We start from the raw sequence: 16099 nt of genomic DNA on the forward strand, positions 1-16099 counted from the left end.
ATGTCACAGACCGGCCTCTCGCCCGAAGCCATCGGCTTCATCACCCAGGCGCAGAAAGACGCCAGCAGGGCCTTTCGCCTGCTGCGCGAGACGCGCACCATCTCGCCGTCCGGCACCCTGTTCTACGGAGTGCGCATCCCCGATGAGGACAAGCTGGTCACGCTGAACTATGCCGGCCTGTGGGCCGAGAACCCCGACGACCCGATCACGGCGGTGATCGACTTCGACGGCAACAGCCTCTGGAGCAACCCGCCCGGCGGCACCGCGCGCTACCTGAAGCTGTTCAAGAAGCACGCCGACATTCAGGCGGTCAGCCACGTCCACACGCCGCACCTCGGCGCCTATTCGCAGGCCCATGCCGAGCTGCCCCTGCTCTACGTGCCCAACCGGCGCTTCCGCTTCTCCAGCAAGCTGCCGGTCTACATCAACCGCCGGCAGCCGGAGGTGGACTTCATCCTCGACGCGCTGGAGCAGGATCGCGAGGTGCCCGGCATCGTCGAGGCGAATGGCGGCGCCACCGTGTGGAGCTGGAAGGGCCTGCGCGATCTGACCAACCAGATCGTGCTGCTGGAGGAAGGCGCGCAGTTCCAGATCCTCGCCAGGGCGCTCGGCGGATCGCAGCTCTTCGGCCCCGGCGTGCTGGAGCAGCAATGGAAGATGGGCAAGCTGGTGCCGCCCGACGCCGCCGTCGCCGACGACGGCACGATCAGCTACGCCGCCGCGCAAGCGGCCGAGTGACGAGGTCGCGGGCGCCGCGAACGAGCCGGCGCCCGCCCCAGCAGAAGTTCAGGACAGCGTATGACGAAACAGCAGCAGCGGCAGCTCACGCTCGGCGTGTTCCTCACGCGCCACGGCCACCATCCGGGCGCGTGGCGCCAGCCGGAATCGATCGGCAGCGGCCGGCCCGACTTCGCCCACTGGGCGCACATGGTACAGACCGCCGAGCGCGGCAAGCTGGACACCGCCTTCTTCGCGGACTTCGTCGGCCAGAGCGGCGCCAGCACGAAGGGCATCGAACGCCGCTTCGCCTTCCTCGAATTCGAGCCGCTGACGCTCGCTGCCGCGCTGGCCGCCGTGACGTCGAAGATCGGCCTCGTCGCGACCGTGAACACCAATTTCGACCAGCCCTATGCGCTGGCGCGGCGCTTCGCCTCGCTCGATCATCTGAGCGGCGGGCGGATCGGCTGGAACATCGTCTCCTCGCTGGCTGATGGCGCGGCCAGGAGCTTCGGCGCCGATCCGAGCTTCAGCCACGCCGATCGCTACGAGCGCGCCAGCGAGTTCGTCGATCTCACCCGCCAGCTGTGGGACAGCTGGGAGGACGACGCCTTCGAGAATGCGGATCGGGAGAGCGGCGTCTACCTCGATCCGGACGACGTCCATCCCGTCCACCACAAAGGCAGATATTACGAGCTGGACTCCGTGCTCGATATCGCCCGGCCGATCCAGGGCCATCCGGTGTTCGTGCAGGCCGGCAACTCGGATGTCGGCCGCGACTTCGCCGCGAAATATGCCGAGATGATCTACGCGGCGGCGCAGTTTATCGAGGATGCGCAGGCCTTCTACGCCGACGTGAAGGGCCGCATGGCCAGGTTCGGCCGCGATCCGGATCATCTGAAGGTGATGCCCGGCCTGTCCTTCGCCATCGGCCGCACGCGTGACGAGGCGCAGGACAAGTTCGACGCACTGGAGGCGGCGGTCGATTTCCGCGGCGAGTTGAACCTGATGGGGCAGGACATGAGCGGCTATCCGCTCGACGGGCCGCTGCCCGACCTGCCCGAGCCCGCCAACGGCAAGGGCCGCTGGAAGCAGCTCACCGCCCTCGCCCGGCGCGAGAACCTGACGATCCGCCAGCTGTTCCTGCGGTTCAACGCGGTGCGCGGGCACCGCGTGGTGATCGGCACGCCGGCCGACATCGCCGACCAGATCGAAGATTGGTTCGTCAAGCGCGCGGTGGACGGTTTCAACCTGATCCCGCCGGTGCTGCCGACCTCGCTCGACGAGTTCGTCGATCTGGTCGTCCCCGAACTCCAGCGGCGGGGCCTGTTCCGCACCGAATATGAAGGTAGCACGCTGCGCGAGCATCTGCGCCTGCCGCGCCCCGCCAACCGGAACCGCGCGGCAGCGCCTGCGCCGTCCCCCGTCCTCGAACCCGCTTCCTGACCTGAAGGATCTATCATGGCCGAGACACTCGATACGCTCTGGTACACGCGCTGCCCGGTGCCGACCGGCCTTGGCATCGCCATTCAGAATGGCTGGCTGGAGGAGGCGTTTCGCGCGCGGGGCATCAAGCTCGGCTCGATCCTCGAATCGAACGACTTCAAGACGCGGGAATCGCACTTCAGCCACACAGTCCGCAACTCCGTGCGGCACGGCGGCAACATTCCGGCGATCAGCGCGAAGGCGCTCGGCCGCGACACCCGCGTGATCGGCCTGTCCTGGGCGGACGAGACCCAGCTCATCCTCGCGAGCCCGGAGTCCGGCATCAGGACGGTCGCAGATCTGAAGGGCCGCCGTTTCGGCCTGCCGAAGTGGCGCAACGTGGAGATCGACTTCTCGCGCGCGCAGGCGATCCGGGGGCTGGAGAACGCCCTGAGCCTCGAAGGCCTGTCGGTCGGCGATGTCGAGATCGTGGATCAGGATATCGACGTCCATTACAGCGACGAGGCGGCGCGGAACGTCAACGGCACGCTGGCGCGGGGCACCACGAGCCGCGCGCGCGCCAACAATCTCGAGCTCATCGCCCTCCTGCGCGGCGAGGTGGATGCCATCTTCCTGAAGGGCGTGCACGGCGCGCAGGCCGCCAACCAGTTCGGCCTGACCACCGTGATCGACACCGGCATCCATCCCGATCCGCTGATCCGCGCCAACAACGGCACGCCGCGCACGCTGGCGGTGGACGGCAACCTGCTCGACAATCACTTCGACGCAGCCGTGACGATCGTCGAGCAGGTGCTGCGGGTGGAGGCCTGGGCGCAGGACAACCCCTCCGACGTTCGCCGCTTCCTCGCGCGCGAGACCAACTCCAGCGAATATTGGGTGAGCATCGCCTACGGGCAGGACGCGCAGACCCGGCTGAAGACGGACCTGTCCGAGCAGAACGTGACCGGCATCCAGGACTTCACGGACTTCCTGGCGCGGTGGAAGTTCATCCCCGACACGTTCGACGTGCGCAGCTGGATCGACGTGCGACCGCTCGAAGCCGCGCGCTCTGCCCGACTTGCGGGCTGAGCGTATCGGGCCGGCGCCGGCCGGGCGTGCCGACGCTCTCCCCTCCGCCACCCGCCTCGCGCGGTCCCCGCTCCTCCGCTGCCTCGTCATCTACGGCCAGATGCCCGTCCGCTTCGGGCTGACGGCGCTGATGTTCGCGGCCGTGAACGTGGCGCTCATCGCGCAGCAGGCGCTGGTCGGCCGCGCCGTGCACGAGGCGGGCGCCGGCATCCTCGTGTCGCGCACGGCCGACGGCGGCCTCGATTACGGGCGCGCCTGGTTCTGGGTCGCGCTGCTGCTCGGCCTCTCCACCGCCCGTGCCGTCGTGCAATATGGCGCCGGCCTGCTCTCGCTGACGATCGGGCAGGAACTGCTGACGGTGCTGCGCCGGCGCATCCTCGTGCAGATCCCGCGGCTCGATCTCGCCTACCATTGGCGGCACGGCGTCGGCGAGATGGTGACGCGAATGACCCGCGACGCCGACAAGGTGCGCGATGCGCTCATCAACTTCTGGCGCCAGATGTTCGAGACCGGGCTGATCGTGATCGCCTCGGTAGGCCTGCTTTGCTGGTACGCGCCGTGGCTCGGGCTGGCGCCGCTCATACTGATGCTCGCCGGCATCGCCCTGCTCACCGCGCAGGCGGACGCGCTCGTCGCGCTCGATCGCAAGGTGGGCGGTGCGTACGACGCCGTGACGCAGGATCTGTCCGAAGGCGTGAACGGCGTGCGCGTCATCAAGGCCTTCGCGTTGCAGGCGGCGCGCATCGCCCGCTTCGAAGCGCATATCGAGACCTTCCGGTGCGAGGCGCGTGCCGCCCTGCGCCATGCCGCGCGCACCGTGCCGGTGCCGCAGACGATCATCGCGCTCGGCCATGTCTGGGTACTCGGCTACGGCGCCTGGCTCGTCGGCGCGGGGCGGCTGAACGTCGGCCAGTTCGTGGCGGCGCTGCTCGTCGCGAACACGCTGGTGCTTCGTATCGAGGGCATCGGCCGGCTCCTCCAGATCGTGGCGGACGCCCGCTCGTCGGCGGCGCGCATCTGGGAGGTGCTGGACACCGCGCCGGAAATCGTCGGCGGCGACATGGCGGTGCCGCAAGGCGCGCTCGGCCTGCGCTTCGAACATGTCTGGGTGGGCGCACCGGGCGGCGGAGCACCCGTGCTGCGCGACACGTCCTTCACGATCCACCCCGGCGAGATCGTGGCGCTCGTCGGCGCGACCGGATCGGGCAAGAGCATTCTGACCGGCCTCATCCCCCGTCTCGTCGAGGCGGAGCGTGGCGCGGTGCTGATCGGCTCCGACGAACATGGCTGGCGCGATGTCCGCCAACTGAAGGAGGGCGCGCTCCGCCGGCGCGTTCACGTCCTCCCGCAGGAGAGCTTCCTGTTCTCGGACACACTGGCCGCCAACCTGCGGCTTGCGGCACCCGATGCGAGCCACGCCGAACTGGTCCGCGCGCTGGAACTGGCCGCGGCGGACGAGCTGCTCGAACGGCTCGACGAGGGGCTGGACACGCGCGTCGGCGATCGCGGGGCCACCTTGTCGGGCGGCCAGCGCCAGCGCCTGTGCCTCGCCCGCGCGCTGCTCGCCGACGCGGACATCCTCGCGCTCGACGATGCGACAAGCGCGCTGGATGCCGCGACCGAGGCACGCGCGATCCACAACATCCGTGGCTTGCGGGCACGACGGAGCAAGCCGGTCACGATGCTGATCGTCTCCAGCCGCCTGTCGACCGTGCTTGCCGCCGATCGCGTGCTGCTGCTCGCCGACGGCCGGATCGCGGCGCAGGGCACGCATGCCGAGCTGGAGGCGGGCAGCCCCGCCTACCGCTCGCTGATGGGTCTCTGATGGCGAACGCACTCGCCGGCGACCGGCCGCTCTCCGACATCGAGCTTGAGGAGAAGTTCGCCCGGACCGCGCTCGATCGCGGCATGCTGCACCGCCTGCTGCCGCTGCTCGGGCCGGTGCGCCCGCTGATCGCGGCGGTGATCGGGATCGAGCTGTTGCAGGTCCTCGCCATCTTCGCCCGCCCGGTCCTCATCGGCTGGGTCATCGATCGCGGGCTGCGCGGCCCGGCGGGGATCGATGCGGGCCTGATCGCCTTGGCCTGCATCGGCCTGGCGGCGACTTGGGGCGTGCGCTTCGTGCTGGGCGGCCTGTCGCAATATCTCGCCGGATCGGCCGCGATCAGCGTCCTCAACGATCTGCGCGCGCGCGTGTTCGCCCACGTCCAGTCGCTCAGCGTCGGCTATTTCGATCGCACGAAGGCCGGCCGCATCATCTCGCGCGCGGACCGCGACGTCGACACGCTGGAGCCGCTGCTTATCCAGGGGCCGCCCGAGTTCCTCTCCGCCATCCTCCGCCTGATCGTGTCCGGCATTCTGCTGTTCCTGATCGCGCCAAGCCTGCTGCTCAGCCTCGTCGGCGTCGTGCCGCTACTCGCGATCGCGACGCGCATCTTCAAGCGCATCTCGCAGAAGAGCTTCGCCAGGGTGGCCGAGAACCGGAGCCGCTTCACCGCGCATCTGGTGGAGACGGTGGCGGGCGTGCGGCTCATCAAGCAATCCGGACGCGAGGATGCCAATCTCGCGCGGTACATGGGCCTCGTCGGAGAGTTCAACAGCGCGCTGATCCGCGGCACCAGCCGGTCGGGCTGGTTCGCGCCGTTCACCGGCATGCTCACCACGCTGGCGCTGGCGCTGATGCTCGTCGTCGGCGGGCGCGGCATCGCCCTCGGCACGCTGACCCTCGGCGAGCTGGCGCAGAGCCTGTTCTACGTCTTCCTCTTTCTCGCCCCGCTTCAGGAGTTCGGCGACCTGTTCGAGCGTCATGCGAACGGTACGGCCTGCGCCCAGCGGATCTTCCTGCTGCTCGATACGCGCGCGGAGATCGCCGATGCGGCCGGCGCGGTGGAACTGCCGCGCATCCGCGGCGATATCGAGTTTCGCGACGTCAGCTTCGGCTACGTGCACGGGCGGCCGGTGATACGCAGCCTCAACCTCAAGGTCACGGCCGGCGAGGTGCTCGCCGTGGTCGGCGCGACCGGCCATGGCAAGAGCACGCTCGTCCAGCTGCTCACCCGCTTCTACGATGTCGGCGCGGGCGCGGTGCTGCTCGACGGCCACGACATCCGCGCGCTCTCGGAGGCGAGCCTCCGGCGGCAGGTGGGCATCGTGCTGCAGGACAATGTGCTGTTCGGCGGCTCCATCCTCGACAATCTGCGGCTCGCGCGCCCGGAGGCGTCGGACGACGACCTGATCGCCGCTGCGCGGGAGCTCGGCGCGGACGAGGTGCTGGAGGCACTGCCGCACGGCTACCGCACGCAGGTCGGCACGCTCGGCACGCAGCTGAGCCAGGGCCAGCGCCAACTCGTCTGCCTCGTCCGCGCCTATCTCGCCGATCCGGCCGTGCTCGTGCTCGACGAGGCGACCTCCGCCGTCGACGTGCATACGGAGCGACGCATTCAGCGCGCGCTGCGCCAGCTCTGTCGGGGGCGCACGGCGATCGTCATCGCCCACCGGCTGGCGACGATCCGCGACGCCGATCGCATCGCCGTCGTAAGCAACGGCGAGATCGTCGAGATCGGCCCGCATCACGACCTCGTCGCAGCAGGCGGCGTCTATGCGGCTCTCTACCGCACCTACGACGCTGAGCATTTCGCGCCTCAACGAGTGTTGCCGGCGGATCGCGGATGACGAGCGGCGGCATTGTCGTTCAACGGCCGTCTGCGCGACGAGTGCCTGAACACCCACTGGTTCCTGTCGCTGGAGGACGCGCGAGCCAAGATCGAGGAGTGGCGACGGGACTATAACGAGAGCCGTCCTTACACATCGCTTGGCGGAACCGCTCAAGGTTCCAGCGATGCGCAGCATCGTTGGAAAAGCGGTGGAGGATGGCTGACGCCGGTCGAATGTGCTGGTGCCGCCGCCACGATCGCGGCCAAATGAACACCGAAAACTCACCCTCGACTTGGATGAGAAACCGGGGAACCCTCATTCGCGGCACAGACTATCTCAGTCGATGGACCACTCGGACGGGGGCAGCTCACTCGCCGCTCGCGCGGCGGAGATCGGTGCCGACCGTGTCCGAGCTTGAAGTCGGCCTCCGCGACGGCCGCGTTTTGACGGAATGCAACGGGGCTAGGCCGGTGAGCCGGCGTTCGTCGCGCTTCGGACTGATTCGGCAACCGGTTCACGAGCTTATCCGTAACGCTATCAAACTGAGGCATCTGTCCGCCACGCGGTGAGGGGTCCGGTACCAGCCTGCGGTGATCGCCTTCTCAACACGTCCGTTGACGGGGTATGTTAGCTGCTGTACTTTTCCGGAAATCAGGCCGCTACCCGACCGAAGATCGGGAGTGGCTGGCAAAACGCTCGCGGCGAACGGGTTGCGGGTACGACAACGGGGAGAGTGATGTGCTGAAGCAAAAGGTTGGCATCGCGTCCGTGGTTTCGCTGATCGCGCTGGCAAACGCGACCGGCGCGCTGGCACAGACGGCGGACCCGGCGCCCGCCCCGACGCCTGGCGCTCAGGCGGACCCGGCCTCCGCCCCGGCGCCGAGCGCCCAGGCGGGATTGACCGGAGACATCGTTGTCACCGCACAGCGGCGCTCGGAATCGCTGCAGCGGACGCCGGTCGCGGTCGCGGTGCTGAGCGGCACCACGCTGGCGAAGCAGGCGATCGTCACCGAATCGGACCTCCAGGCCGCCACGCCGGGCTTGACGATCCGCGCCGGCCAGAACTCGAATCAGCTGAATTACGCACTTCGCGGTCAATCGCTCGACGCGTTCAGTGATACACGCCCGGGCGTGCTTCCCTATTTCGATGAAATTCAGCTTGATGGCGTGGGCGGCGGCGCGTCCGCCTTCTACGATCTGCAATCGATCCAGGTGCTGAAGGGGCCGCAGGGGACGCTGTTCGGACGCAACTCGACAGGCGGTGCGGTGCTCTTCACGACGACCCGCCCGACGGAGGATTTCGGCGGCTATGTGAGCGGTCGCTTCGGCAATTACGCTTCGCGCGAGGTGGAGGGAGCAATCAACGTTCCCCTCGTGAATGACAAAGTCCTGACCCGCTTCGCCGGCTTCTACGAGAAGCGGGACGGCTATCAGAAGAATGTCTTTCAGGGTAATCGCGCCGGCAACGTCGATCGCTACGGCTTGCGCGGCAGCGTCACGGTCAATTTCAGCAGCAGCATCAAGAACGAACTGGTCGTCGATTATCTGCATGCGGACGGCAACAGCCTGAGCGGCTTGATCTACAGCCTCGACTCCGCAGGTGCGGTGCCGCTGATCGCGCTCACGGCCTTCGGCAACCAGCCACAGTACAACTTCCTGATCAACGCGTTTACCGGCGGCGCGGCCGGGTGCAACGCGGCGACCAACAATTGCGCCGCCGCCTATGCTGCCGCCAATCCCAAGCTGGATCCGGGCGGCATAACCTCCTATCTTGCGACCCAGAAGGCCCGCGGGCCACATCGGATCGAGACCGACGGCCTGAACAAATATATCGGCCGCAACATCATCATCTCGAACATCACATCCTTCGAGGTCGCGCCGGACACGAGGATCCGTAACATCTTCGGCTTCACCAATCTCAAGGCCAATAGTTCGGGCGATATCGACGGCACGGCCTATGGGATCGACAGCAACGGTCCCGGCGGCGGCAAGAACGATACAACGCGCCAAGATTCCGAGGAACTGCAGTTGGCCGGCAAGACGTTCGGTGGAAACCTGGATTATGTCGTCGGTGGTTTCTACTCGCACGAGACGAACGTCGATCTGACGACGAGCCTTCTGCTGGAGTTCCCGCCGCTCACGTCCACCACCCGCTATCACAAGTTCACCACTCGTGACATGTATGCCGGCTATGGCCAGGGGACCTACGACCTGAGCGAGCTGACGGGCATCCAGGGCTTGGGAGTCACCATCGGCGCGCGTTACACGCATGAGCGGATCAAGTTCGATACGCTTTCCGACGATACTGCCTTCCAGGCACCGCCGGCGCAACAGGCCACCTTCGATTTCAACCAGCGCAAATCCTACGGCAACGTAAGCTGGACGCTCGGCGTGCAGGATCAGATCAACTCGAACCTGCTCGTCTACGTCGCCTCGCGCCGCAGCTACAAGAATGGTGGATATAACGGCATCGAGAATCCCGTACCTGGCCCGGGTTCTGCCGGCGGCAATGAATATGGCCGCGAGACACTGACCGATCTTGAGGTCGGCATCAAATATCGTGGTGAAGTCGGTGCCATCCCGGTGCAGTTCAATCTGGCCGGGTATCAGAACTGGATCAAAGACGGGCAGCGAGTGGCCTACACTCTGCTCGGCTCCACTCCCGCCGCCGTCACCGTTAACGTGCCGCGCTCGAAGATCACCGGTTTTGAGGCGGATGGGTCCGTCCGGCCGTCTTCGTGGCTTACGCTCGGTGGCGCGCTTAACTATACGCGCGCGCGCTTCACCAATAATCTCGTATCGATCGGTGGCGGCACCCCGGTGGAGTTCGGCACCTATCCCGACACGCCAAAATGGTCGGGTTCGGTCTATGGCGAGATCGAGGTGCCCGTCACCAACTCGATCGAAGCCAGCCTGCGGTCCGATCTATATTCGCAATCGTCCTTCTTTTTCTCCTCCACCGGCAACAACAATCCGGGCGCTCGGATTGACGGCTATACCCTCGTGAACTTCCGCCTGGGACTTGAGGATCAGACGGCGGGCTGGTCGATCGCCGGGCTTGTGAAAAATGCGTTCAACCGCACTTATTATGTAGGCGGCATCGCGACCGGCGAACTCTTCCAGTTCAACACGGCGGTTCCGGGGTCACCGCGCACCTTCCTGGCTGAGTTGCGCTACAAGTTCTGAGGCAGACTGGACTTACGCTGTGTGACAGAAGCGGGCGGGGGACGGACGAGATGGCCTACACACTCATCAATGCCCGGCCGAGCCCGTTCGGCCGCAAGGTCGCGATCGTTCTGCACGAGAAGCACATCGTGTTCGACGTGCATTATGATGTGCCGTGGGGGGACCGAACCTGTACGCCCGAATACAGCCCGCTCGAACAACTTCCGATCCTTGTTACGGATGAGAAGGAGGTCGTGTACGACTCGTCTTATATCGTGGAATGGCTGGAGGCGCGCTTTCCCGAACCGGCACTTCTGCCGTCGGCATTGCCGGCCAGACTGGCCGCGCTCAAGCGGCAGATGCTGGGCGAACGGTTGATGGAAGTCGCCCAATCACTGATATTCGAGCTGCACCGCCCCGATCCGAGCGCCGCCTGGGTGGACCGCCAGACCCGCAAGGTGCGTGGAGCGTTGGCGGAGCTCGAGCGCCTTTATGGTCTACGCGCCCGTGCTGCGGACAATGGCCTCGATCTCGGCGACATAGCGGTGGCCACGACCCTGTTAGGCATCGAGTTCGCCGTGGAGTCCGGCCTCAGCCCGAACGTCACGGCCCTCCTCTGGCGCCGATCGCACGCCGCGCTGGGCGAGGCGGTCTCCGCGCTCGAAGCGCGGCCCTCTTTCGCGGAGACCCGGCCGCAGATGATGGATGTAAACCTGCAGGCGACCGTCGCCTGAACCGGAACCCCGCCTGTGCGTCGATCAGTAGGGTGATTCGATCCCTGCGAGGAACAGTTCCGCATATATCTTGCCGATTTCACTGGCGCTCTCGGCGCTCTGATCCGGGCGGAACCAGCGATGGGTCCAGCCGACTATACCAAGCACGCCATAGGCGACGACGCGCGCAGGGCCTACATTGCGAAAGCTGCCGTCCGCATATCCCTGCTCGATGATCGAGATGACGGCATCGGTGGTCTGCCGGTTCAGCCCGCGCATGTCGCGCGACCATTCGGTGCGGCCCTCGCTGACCTGACTCAGGTTTTCGCGGATATAGATGTAGAATACCGGATAATATTCGCCGTAGGAGGACATGAGCGCGATTATCAGATCGCGCAACTTGCGGCGCGGGCTCACTCTGCTGGCCTCGATCCGCTTGACGAGAGCCAGGTTGCGTTCGACCACGGTTCGAACGCACTCGTCGAACAGCACTTCCTTGGAGGATGCATAGTAGTAGAGCGAAGCACGATCGATGCCGAGTTCCTCTGCCACGGCGGACATGCTGGCACGCTCGAGCCCCATCTTGTGAAAGACGCGGATGGCGGCGTCGGCGATCTCCTGACGCCGGGCGACGTAGGATGCGCTTGAGTCCTTCTTCGCGGCGACCCGTCGTTTGCTGATACCACTTTCCCGCGTCACAATCGTCCTGTCCAAGCTGCCCGGAGGCAATCGGTATACGAAAATCATCCGCCCCTGATAGCCCCAAACACACCGGTGTCGGCTCGCCCGCACAAGGCAAGTGTAGCTCAGCCGCGCTGCTCTGCCGCAAGCGCTGCCCGTCCGGAGGCCGTAATCCCGAATTCATCCGCCTCGTCAATACATGCGTTGACAGGTTCTGCGCCGCGCCTTAGGCATTGGACATAGATCGAAAAGGCTTTGAATTTCATTCGAGTCGAGAACAGAAACGGCAGTGTCGCGGCCTCGTTGAACAGGCTCGCGGGCTATATCGATGATCACTCTGCTCGCATCATAAACCGCCCGAGAAGACAAGGAACGCGGAGCGGCGAGAGGATGGCAAGGAGGATGCAAAAAGATGATCTGTCTTTCGCGCTCTTCCGAAATGCCGTCTGCTCGGACAGCTCCGCTTAGTTGAAAAAGGCCGCGCCGTCTTGCTCATCCAAGCCGGCGACGGTCGCCGCTCGCGGAGCGACACAGGAGGGAGTTCGGAATGACTGATAAGCTACGTTACGGCGTCTTCGTCGGCCCGCACCATCCCCTCAACGAGAACCCGACATTGTGCCTCCAGCGGGATCTGGAGCTGGCCGAACATCTGGAATATCTGGGGTTCGACGAGATCTGGTATGGCGAGCATCACTCCGCCGGCTGGGAGACAATCGCCAGCCCCGAGGTGATGATCGCCGCCGCCGCGGAGCGGACGAAGCGGATCAAACTCGGCTCCGCCGTGAGTTCCGTACCCTATCACCATCCGCTTATGCTCGCCGAACGCTACAGCCAGCTGGATCACATGACCCGCGGCCGCGTGATGCTGGGAATGGGGCCGGGCTCGCTCGCGTCGGACGCGGAGATGATGGGCATTTCCGTCGCCCGGCAGCGCGATATGATGGACGAAGCCATTGACGTCATAACCCGTCTGATGCGCGGCGAGACCATCACGCATCAGACGGACTGGTTCACGCTCAACAACGCACGCATCCACATGACGCCCTACAGCCGCCCCAGCATCGACATGATCGCAGCGAGCACGATCTCGCCGACGGGATCGCGCGCGGCCGGTCGCAACGGGATCGGCATGCTCTCCTTCGGCGCCACCGCCTCCGCCGCCTTCGATGCGCTGGCGTCAAACTGGGCGATCTGCGAAGAGATCGCGCGGGATAACGGCAAGGTCGTCGATCGCCGGAACTGGCGGCTCGTGGCGCCGATGCATATCGCCGAAACGCGCGAGCAGGCTCGTGCGGACGTGCAATTCGGCATCGAAGGCTGGGCGGACTATCTGCGCAACGTCGCGGCGCTGCCGATCGTGCCGGGCGGCGGCGATGTGGTCGATGCGATGCTCGATTCGCATATGGCGGTGATCGGCACGCCGGACGAGGCCGTCGCGCAGATCGAACGTCTCCAGAGGCAGTCCGGCGGGTTCGGCACTCTGGTCCTGTTCGGCACAAACTGGGCGGACTGGACGCAGACCAAGCGATCCTACGAGATGTTCGCGCGCTATGTGATGCCTCGGATCGATGCGGTGCCCGACAACCGCGTCATCTCCGAGGCTGAATGCCGCGCCTCGCGCCCGGTGCTGGCGGGCAAGATTGGGGCGGCCATCCAGGATCGCATTCAGCGGCACATCGACGAGAAGGGTGAGCGCAACATCGCGCCCGAACTGATCGTCGCGCTGCCCAGCCACAAATCGGGCCAGTGATCAGCGGGACAAGAGAACATGGCACGCCGGATCGTCGATCTCTCGGTCTATCTCGAAAATGACGTCCTCTCGGATCCGGCGCCTTATCGACCACGGATCACCTATATTGATCACAAGACATCGCTGCCCGACCTGATCGGCTTCTTTCCCGGTCTGCAAGGCTCTGACCTGCCCGATGGTGAGGCGTGGGCCATCGAGCGGGTCGAGCTCATCACCCACAATGGCACGCATCTCGACGCGCCCTATCACTATGCGTCGACGATGGATAAGGGCGAACGCGCGATCACCATAGACGAAGTGCCGCTGGACTGGTGCTTTCAGCCCGGCGTGAAGCTCGATTTCGCCAAGTTCCCGGATGGCTACGTCGTCACCGCAAAGGATGTCGAGGCAGAACTGGAGCGTATCGGCCACACGCTGTCCCCGCTGGAGATCGTCGTGGTCAACACCGCTGCGGGCAGGCGTTACGGGCGAGACGATTACGTCACTGCGGGCTGCGGCATGGGATATGCCGCAACGATGTACCTGCTGGAACGTGGCGTGCGCCTCACCGGCACCGACGGCTGGAGTTGGGACGCCCCGTTCGCCCATACAAAAAGCCAGTTTGAGGCCACAGGCGATGCCGGCCTGATCTGGGAAGGGCACAAGGCCGGGCGCGAGATCGGCTATTGCCACTTGGAGAAGCTGCACAATCTGGAGTCGCTGCCGCCAAGCGGCTTCACCATCGCCTGCTTTCCCATGAAGATCCGTGCGGCGTCCGCCGGCTGGACCCGCGCCGTCGCGATCTTCGATACCTGACCCTATTTCGAGGGGCCGGCATCATGCGTGAGCGGCCGACCCGCTCGAAATCTTCTGATCGAAACCAGATACAAGACCTGGGAGATGGATGTGCACAGACTCGGCGGCAAGGTCGCGATCATCACGGGCGCGGCGCAGGGTATGGGCACCGCCCACGCCCGTGCCTTCGTGGCGGAGGGCGCCAGGGTCATGCTGAGCGATCTAAATGGTGCCGCCGGCACGGCGCTGGCCAGAGAATTGGGTGAGAATGCGCGCTTCGTCGAACATGACGTCGCCGATGCCGCCGGGTGGCGGCGCGTCGTTGCCGAGGCTGAGGCCGCTTTCGGTGCCGTGACGGTGCTCGTCAACAATGCCGGCATCATCGGCCCCGTCACCAGCACCATCGATCTTGCGGAGGCGGACTATCTCCGGGTCTGCGCGGTGAACCAGCTTTCCACCTTCCTCGGCATGCAGGCGGTGTTGCCGGGCATGGTGGCGGCGGGCGGCGGCTCCATCGTCAACATCTCGTCCATCTCGGGCATGGTCGCGATCATCGGCTCGCCGAACCTCGCTTATGTCGGCAGCAAGTTCGCCGTGCGTGGCATGACGAAGCATGTCGCCGTGGAATATGGCGACCGCAACGTCCGGGTGAACTCAATCCACCCGGGCTACGTGAAGACGCCGATGATGGTGGCTGCCACCGATGAGGATGGCGGCGGCAATGTGACGCAGATTCCACTCCGGCGCATGGCGGACCCGGAGGAGATCGCCCGCCTCGCGGTATTTCTCGCCTCGGACGAAAGTTCCTTCATCACCGGCGCCGAACATGTGGCGGACGGCGGTATGACGGCGGCCTGATCGCTTGATCGATCTGGGAAAAGGACGTCGATGGTGCTCTGCCGAACATATGATCTTCTCGCCGCCGATGATCGGATTGAGGCGCTGCGTGATGCTTTGGTCACGCTCGCCGGACGGGTCCGTGCGATCGCCGGGTGCGAGGGGGTTCAGCTTTTCCAGGATGCCGATGTGCCGGCGCACTTCCTATTTGTGGAGCAGTGGGCGACGGCAGACGCGCATCGCGCGGGCGGCGTTGTTCTCGGCAAGGCGGCCCTGTCGCATGTGCTCGCGGCCCTCGCGACGCCACCGGCCGCTGCCACGCTCATGCCGATCGCCCTGCACGGCTGACGCGAACGCGACCGTCCGTTCAGAATTCGACCCGATCTGCCCCTTTCAAAGCAAGCATCTCGCGTGCCTCGGCTGGGGTTGCGGGTTCGTGGCCCATCTCGCGCAGGATGCGAACGATCTTCTCCACCTGCTGCGCATTCGATACAGCCATCCGCCCGCGTTCGATGAACAGACTGTCCTCAAGGCCGACGCGGACATGCCCTCCCATCAGCGCGGCCTGCGTGAGGAACGGCATCTGATGCCGGCCTGCCGCCAGCACAGACCACTGAAAGGCATCGCGGCCGAACAGCCGATCCGCCGTCCCCTTCATGAACATCAAATTCTCCAGATCCGGCCCGATCCCGCCCAGAATGCCGAAGATCATCTGAATGAAGAAAGGCGGCCGCACCGCGCCCTCTTCCACGAAATGCGCAAGATTGTAGAGATGCCCGACATCGTAGCATTCATGCTCGAACCGCGTCCCGCTCTCCCGCATCGTCGCCATGATCCGGTCAATGTCGCGAAAGGTGTTGCGAAAGATGAAGTCGTCCGAGCCCAGGACATAGTCCTTTTCCCACGGATGCTTCCACGTTTCGATGCGGCGCCCCGCGCCATGGAAGGAGAAATTGATGCTGCCCATGTTCAGCGAGCACATTTCCGGCTTGAAGCGCGCGGCGGCGGCAAGCCGGTCGTCCAGCTTCATCGTCGCGGAGCCGCCCGTCGTCAGGTTCACCACCGCATCGGTACGCTGGCGGATCACCGGCAGGAACTGCGCGAAGACGGCCGGATCGCCCGTCGGCTGCCCGGTTTCGGGCACCCGCGCATGCAAATGGAGGATAGAGGCACCCGCCTCCGCCGCGGCGATCGCCTGATCCGCGATCTCGCCGGGGGTGATCGGCAGCGCATCCGACATGCTTGGTGTGTGCGCGCCGCCGGTAACGGCACAGGTGATGATGATCTTGGCCAT

Annotated in this window: 13 protein-coding genes and 1 pseudogene; 12 read left to right on the forward strand and 2 right to left on the reverse strand. The window is 65.5% G+C overall.

Annotation, left to right across the window (positions count from 1 at the left end; genetic code table 11):
* The 8 genes and pseudogenes from GNT64_RS09470 (at position 1) to GNT64_RS09505 (ending at position 10784) form a co-directional block, all read left to right on the forward strand.
* Positions 1–738 carry a class II aldolase/adducin family protein gene (locus GNT64_RS09470; protein ID WP_156679310.1) on the forward strand — a complete coding sequence of 246 codons (738 nt, stop codon included), beginning with the start codon at positions 1–3 and terminating at the stop codon, positions 736–738.
* Positions 739–798: 60 nt separating this feature from the next.
* Entirely contained in the window at positions 799–2163 is a 1365-nt protein-coding gene (locus GNT64_RS09475; protein WP_156679311.1) for an LLM class flavin-dependent oxidoreductase, read from the forward strand.
* Between the two features lie 15 nt (positions 2164–2178).
* Positions 2179–3231 (forward strand): ABC transporter substrate-binding protein, encoded by a 1053-nt coding sequence (locus GNT64_RS09480; RefSeq protein ID WP_156679312.1) that lies wholly within the window; start codon positions 2179–2181, stop codon positions 3229–3231.
* A 100-nt stretch (positions 3232–3331) separates the two neighbouring features.
* Complete coding sequence (locus tag GNT64_RS09485; protein WP_156679313.1) at positions 3332–5056, forward strand: ABC transporter ATP-binding protein; 1725 nt, start codon at positions 3332–3334, stop codon at positions 5054–5056.
* Positions 5056–6903, forward strand: a complete 1848-nt coding sequence (locus GNT64_RS09490) for an ABC transporter ATP-binding protein (protein WP_156679314.1) — start codon at positions 5056–5058, stop codon at positions 6901–6903. Before GNT64_RS09485 ends, GNT64_RS09490 begins: the two co-directional genes overlap by 1 nt.
* Before the next feature lie 15 nt (positions 6904–6918).
* Positions 6919–7155: pseudogene (locus GNT64_RS21840) on the forward strand (integrase core domain-containing protein); the annotation flags it as partial.
* 468 nt (positions 7156–7623) lie between these two features.
* On the forward strand, positions 7624–10071 hold the full coding sequence (locus GNT64_RS09500; RefSeq protein WP_197277344.1) for a TonB-dependent receptor: 2448 nt from the start codon (positions 7624–7626) through the stop codon (positions 10069–10071).
* Between the two features lie 50 nt (positions 10072–10121).
* Positions 10122–10784, forward strand: coding sequence for a glutathione S-transferase N-terminal domain-containing protein (locus GNT64_RS09505; RefSeq protein WP_156679316.1), 663 nt, complete (start codon positions 10122–10124; stop codon positions 10782–10784).
* Between the two features lie 24 nt (positions 10785–10808).
* Here GNT64_RS09505 and GNT64_RS09510 read toward each other — a convergent pair whose 3' ends face one another.
* The gene (locus tag GNT64_RS09510) at positions 10809–11510 is read right to left on the reverse strand and encodes a TetR/AcrR family transcriptional regulator (protein WP_156679317.1); all 702 of its coding nucleotides are present in this window, start codon (positions 11508–11510) and stop codon (positions 10809–10811) included.
* A 481-nt stretch (positions 11511–11991) separates the two neighbouring features.
* On the opposite strand from GNT64_RS09510, the gene GNT64_RS09515 reads away from it, so the two are divergent.
* The 4 genes from GNT64_RS09515 to GNT64_RS09530 all read left to right on the forward strand — a co-directional run bounded on the left by GNT64_RS09515 (position 11992) and on the right by GNT64_RS09530 (position 15153).
* Positions 11992–13194, forward strand: coding sequence for an LLM class flavin-dependent oxidoreductase (locus GNT64_RS09515; RefSeq protein ID WP_156679318.1), 1203 nt, complete (start codon positions 11992–11994; stop codon positions 13192–13194).
* 18 nt (positions 13195–13212) lie between these two features.
* A complete protein-coding gene (locus tag GNT64_RS09520) occupies positions 13213–13989 on the forward strand; it encodes a cyclase family protein (RefSeq protein WP_156679319.1) in 777 nt (258 codons plus the stop codon).
* An 84-nt stretch (positions 13990–14073) separates the two neighbouring features.
* Complete coding sequence (locus GNT64_RS09525; protein WP_156679320.1) at positions 14074–14826, forward strand: glucose 1-dehydrogenase; 753 nt, start codon at positions 14074–14076, stop codon at positions 14824–14826.
* 30 nt (positions 14827–14856) lie between these two features.
* Complete coding sequence (locus GNT64_RS09530; RefSeq protein WP_156679321.1) at positions 14857–15153, forward strand: putative quinol monooxygenase; 297 nt, start codon at positions 14857–14859, stop codon at positions 15151–15153.
* Between the two features lie 19 nt (positions 15154–15172).
* On the opposite strand, the gene kce is transcribed toward GNT64_RS09530, so the two are convergent.
* A complete protein-coding gene (gene kce / locus GNT64_RS09535; RefSeq protein ID WP_156679322.1) occupies positions 15173–16099 on the reverse strand; it encodes a 3,5-dioxohexanoate:acetyl-CoA acetone transferase in 927 nt (308 codons plus the stop codon).

It is taken from the genome of Sphingomonas profundi (assembly GCF_009739515.1).
GTDB classification, from domain to species: domain Bacteria; phylum Pseudomonadota; class Alphaproteobacteria; order Sphingomonadales; family Sphingomonadaceae; genus Alterirhizorhabdus; species Alterirhizorhabdus profundi.

What these genes read in the sequence shown, in the direction of transcription:
- GNT64_RS09470 (WP_156679310.1), top strand. Translation starts at nt 1, where the DNA reads ATGTCACAGACCGGCCTCTCGCCCGAAGCCATCGGCTTCATCACCCAG.
- GNT64_RS09475 (WP_156679311.1), top strand. Translation starts at nt 799, where the DNA reads ATGACGAAACAGCAGCAGCGGCAGCTCACGCTCGGCGTGTTCCTCACG.
- GNT64_RS09480 (WP_156679312.1), top strand. Translation starts at nt 2,179, where the DNA reads ATGGCCGAGACACTCGATACGCTCTGGTACACGCGCTGCCCGGTGCCG.
- GNT64_RS09485 (WP_156679313.1), top strand. Translation starts at nt 3,332, where the DNA reads ATGCCCGTCCGCTTCGGGCTGACGGCGCTGATGTTCGCGGCCGTGAAC.
- GNT64_RS09490 (WP_156679314.1), top strand. Translation starts at nt 5,056, where the DNA reads ATGGCGAACGCACTCGCCGGCGACCGGCCGCTCTCCGACATCGAGCTT.
- GNT64_RS09505 (WP_156679316.1), top strand. Translation starts at nt 10,122, where the DNA reads ATGGCCTACACACTCATCAATGCCCGGCCGAGCCCGTTCGGCCGCAAG.
- GNT64_RS09510 (WP_156679317.1), bottom strand. Translation starts at nt 11,510, where the DNA reads ATGATTTTCGTATACCGATTGCCTCCGGGCAGCTTGGACAGGACGATT.
- GNT64_RS09515 (WP_156679318.1), top strand. Translation starts at nt 11,992, where the DNA reads ATGACTGATAAGCTACGTTACGGCGTCTTCGTCGGCCCGCACCATCCC.
- GNT64_RS09520 (WP_156679319.1), top strand. Translation starts at nt 13,213, where the DNA reads ATGGCACGCCGGATCGTCGATCTCTCGGTCTATCTCGAAAATGACGTC.
- GNT64_RS09525 (WP_156679320.1), top strand. Translation starts at nt 14,074, where the DNA reads ATGGATGTGCACAGACTCGGCGGCAAGGTCGCGATCATCACGGGCGCG.
- GNT64_RS09530 (WP_156679321.1), top strand. Translation starts at nt 14,857, where the DNA reads ATGGTGCTCTGCCGAACATATGATCTTCTCGCCGCCGATGATCGGATT.
- kce (WP_156679322.1), bottom strand. Translation starts at nt 16,099, where the DNA reads ATGGCCAAGATCATCATCACCTGTGCCGTTACCGGCGGCGCGCACACA.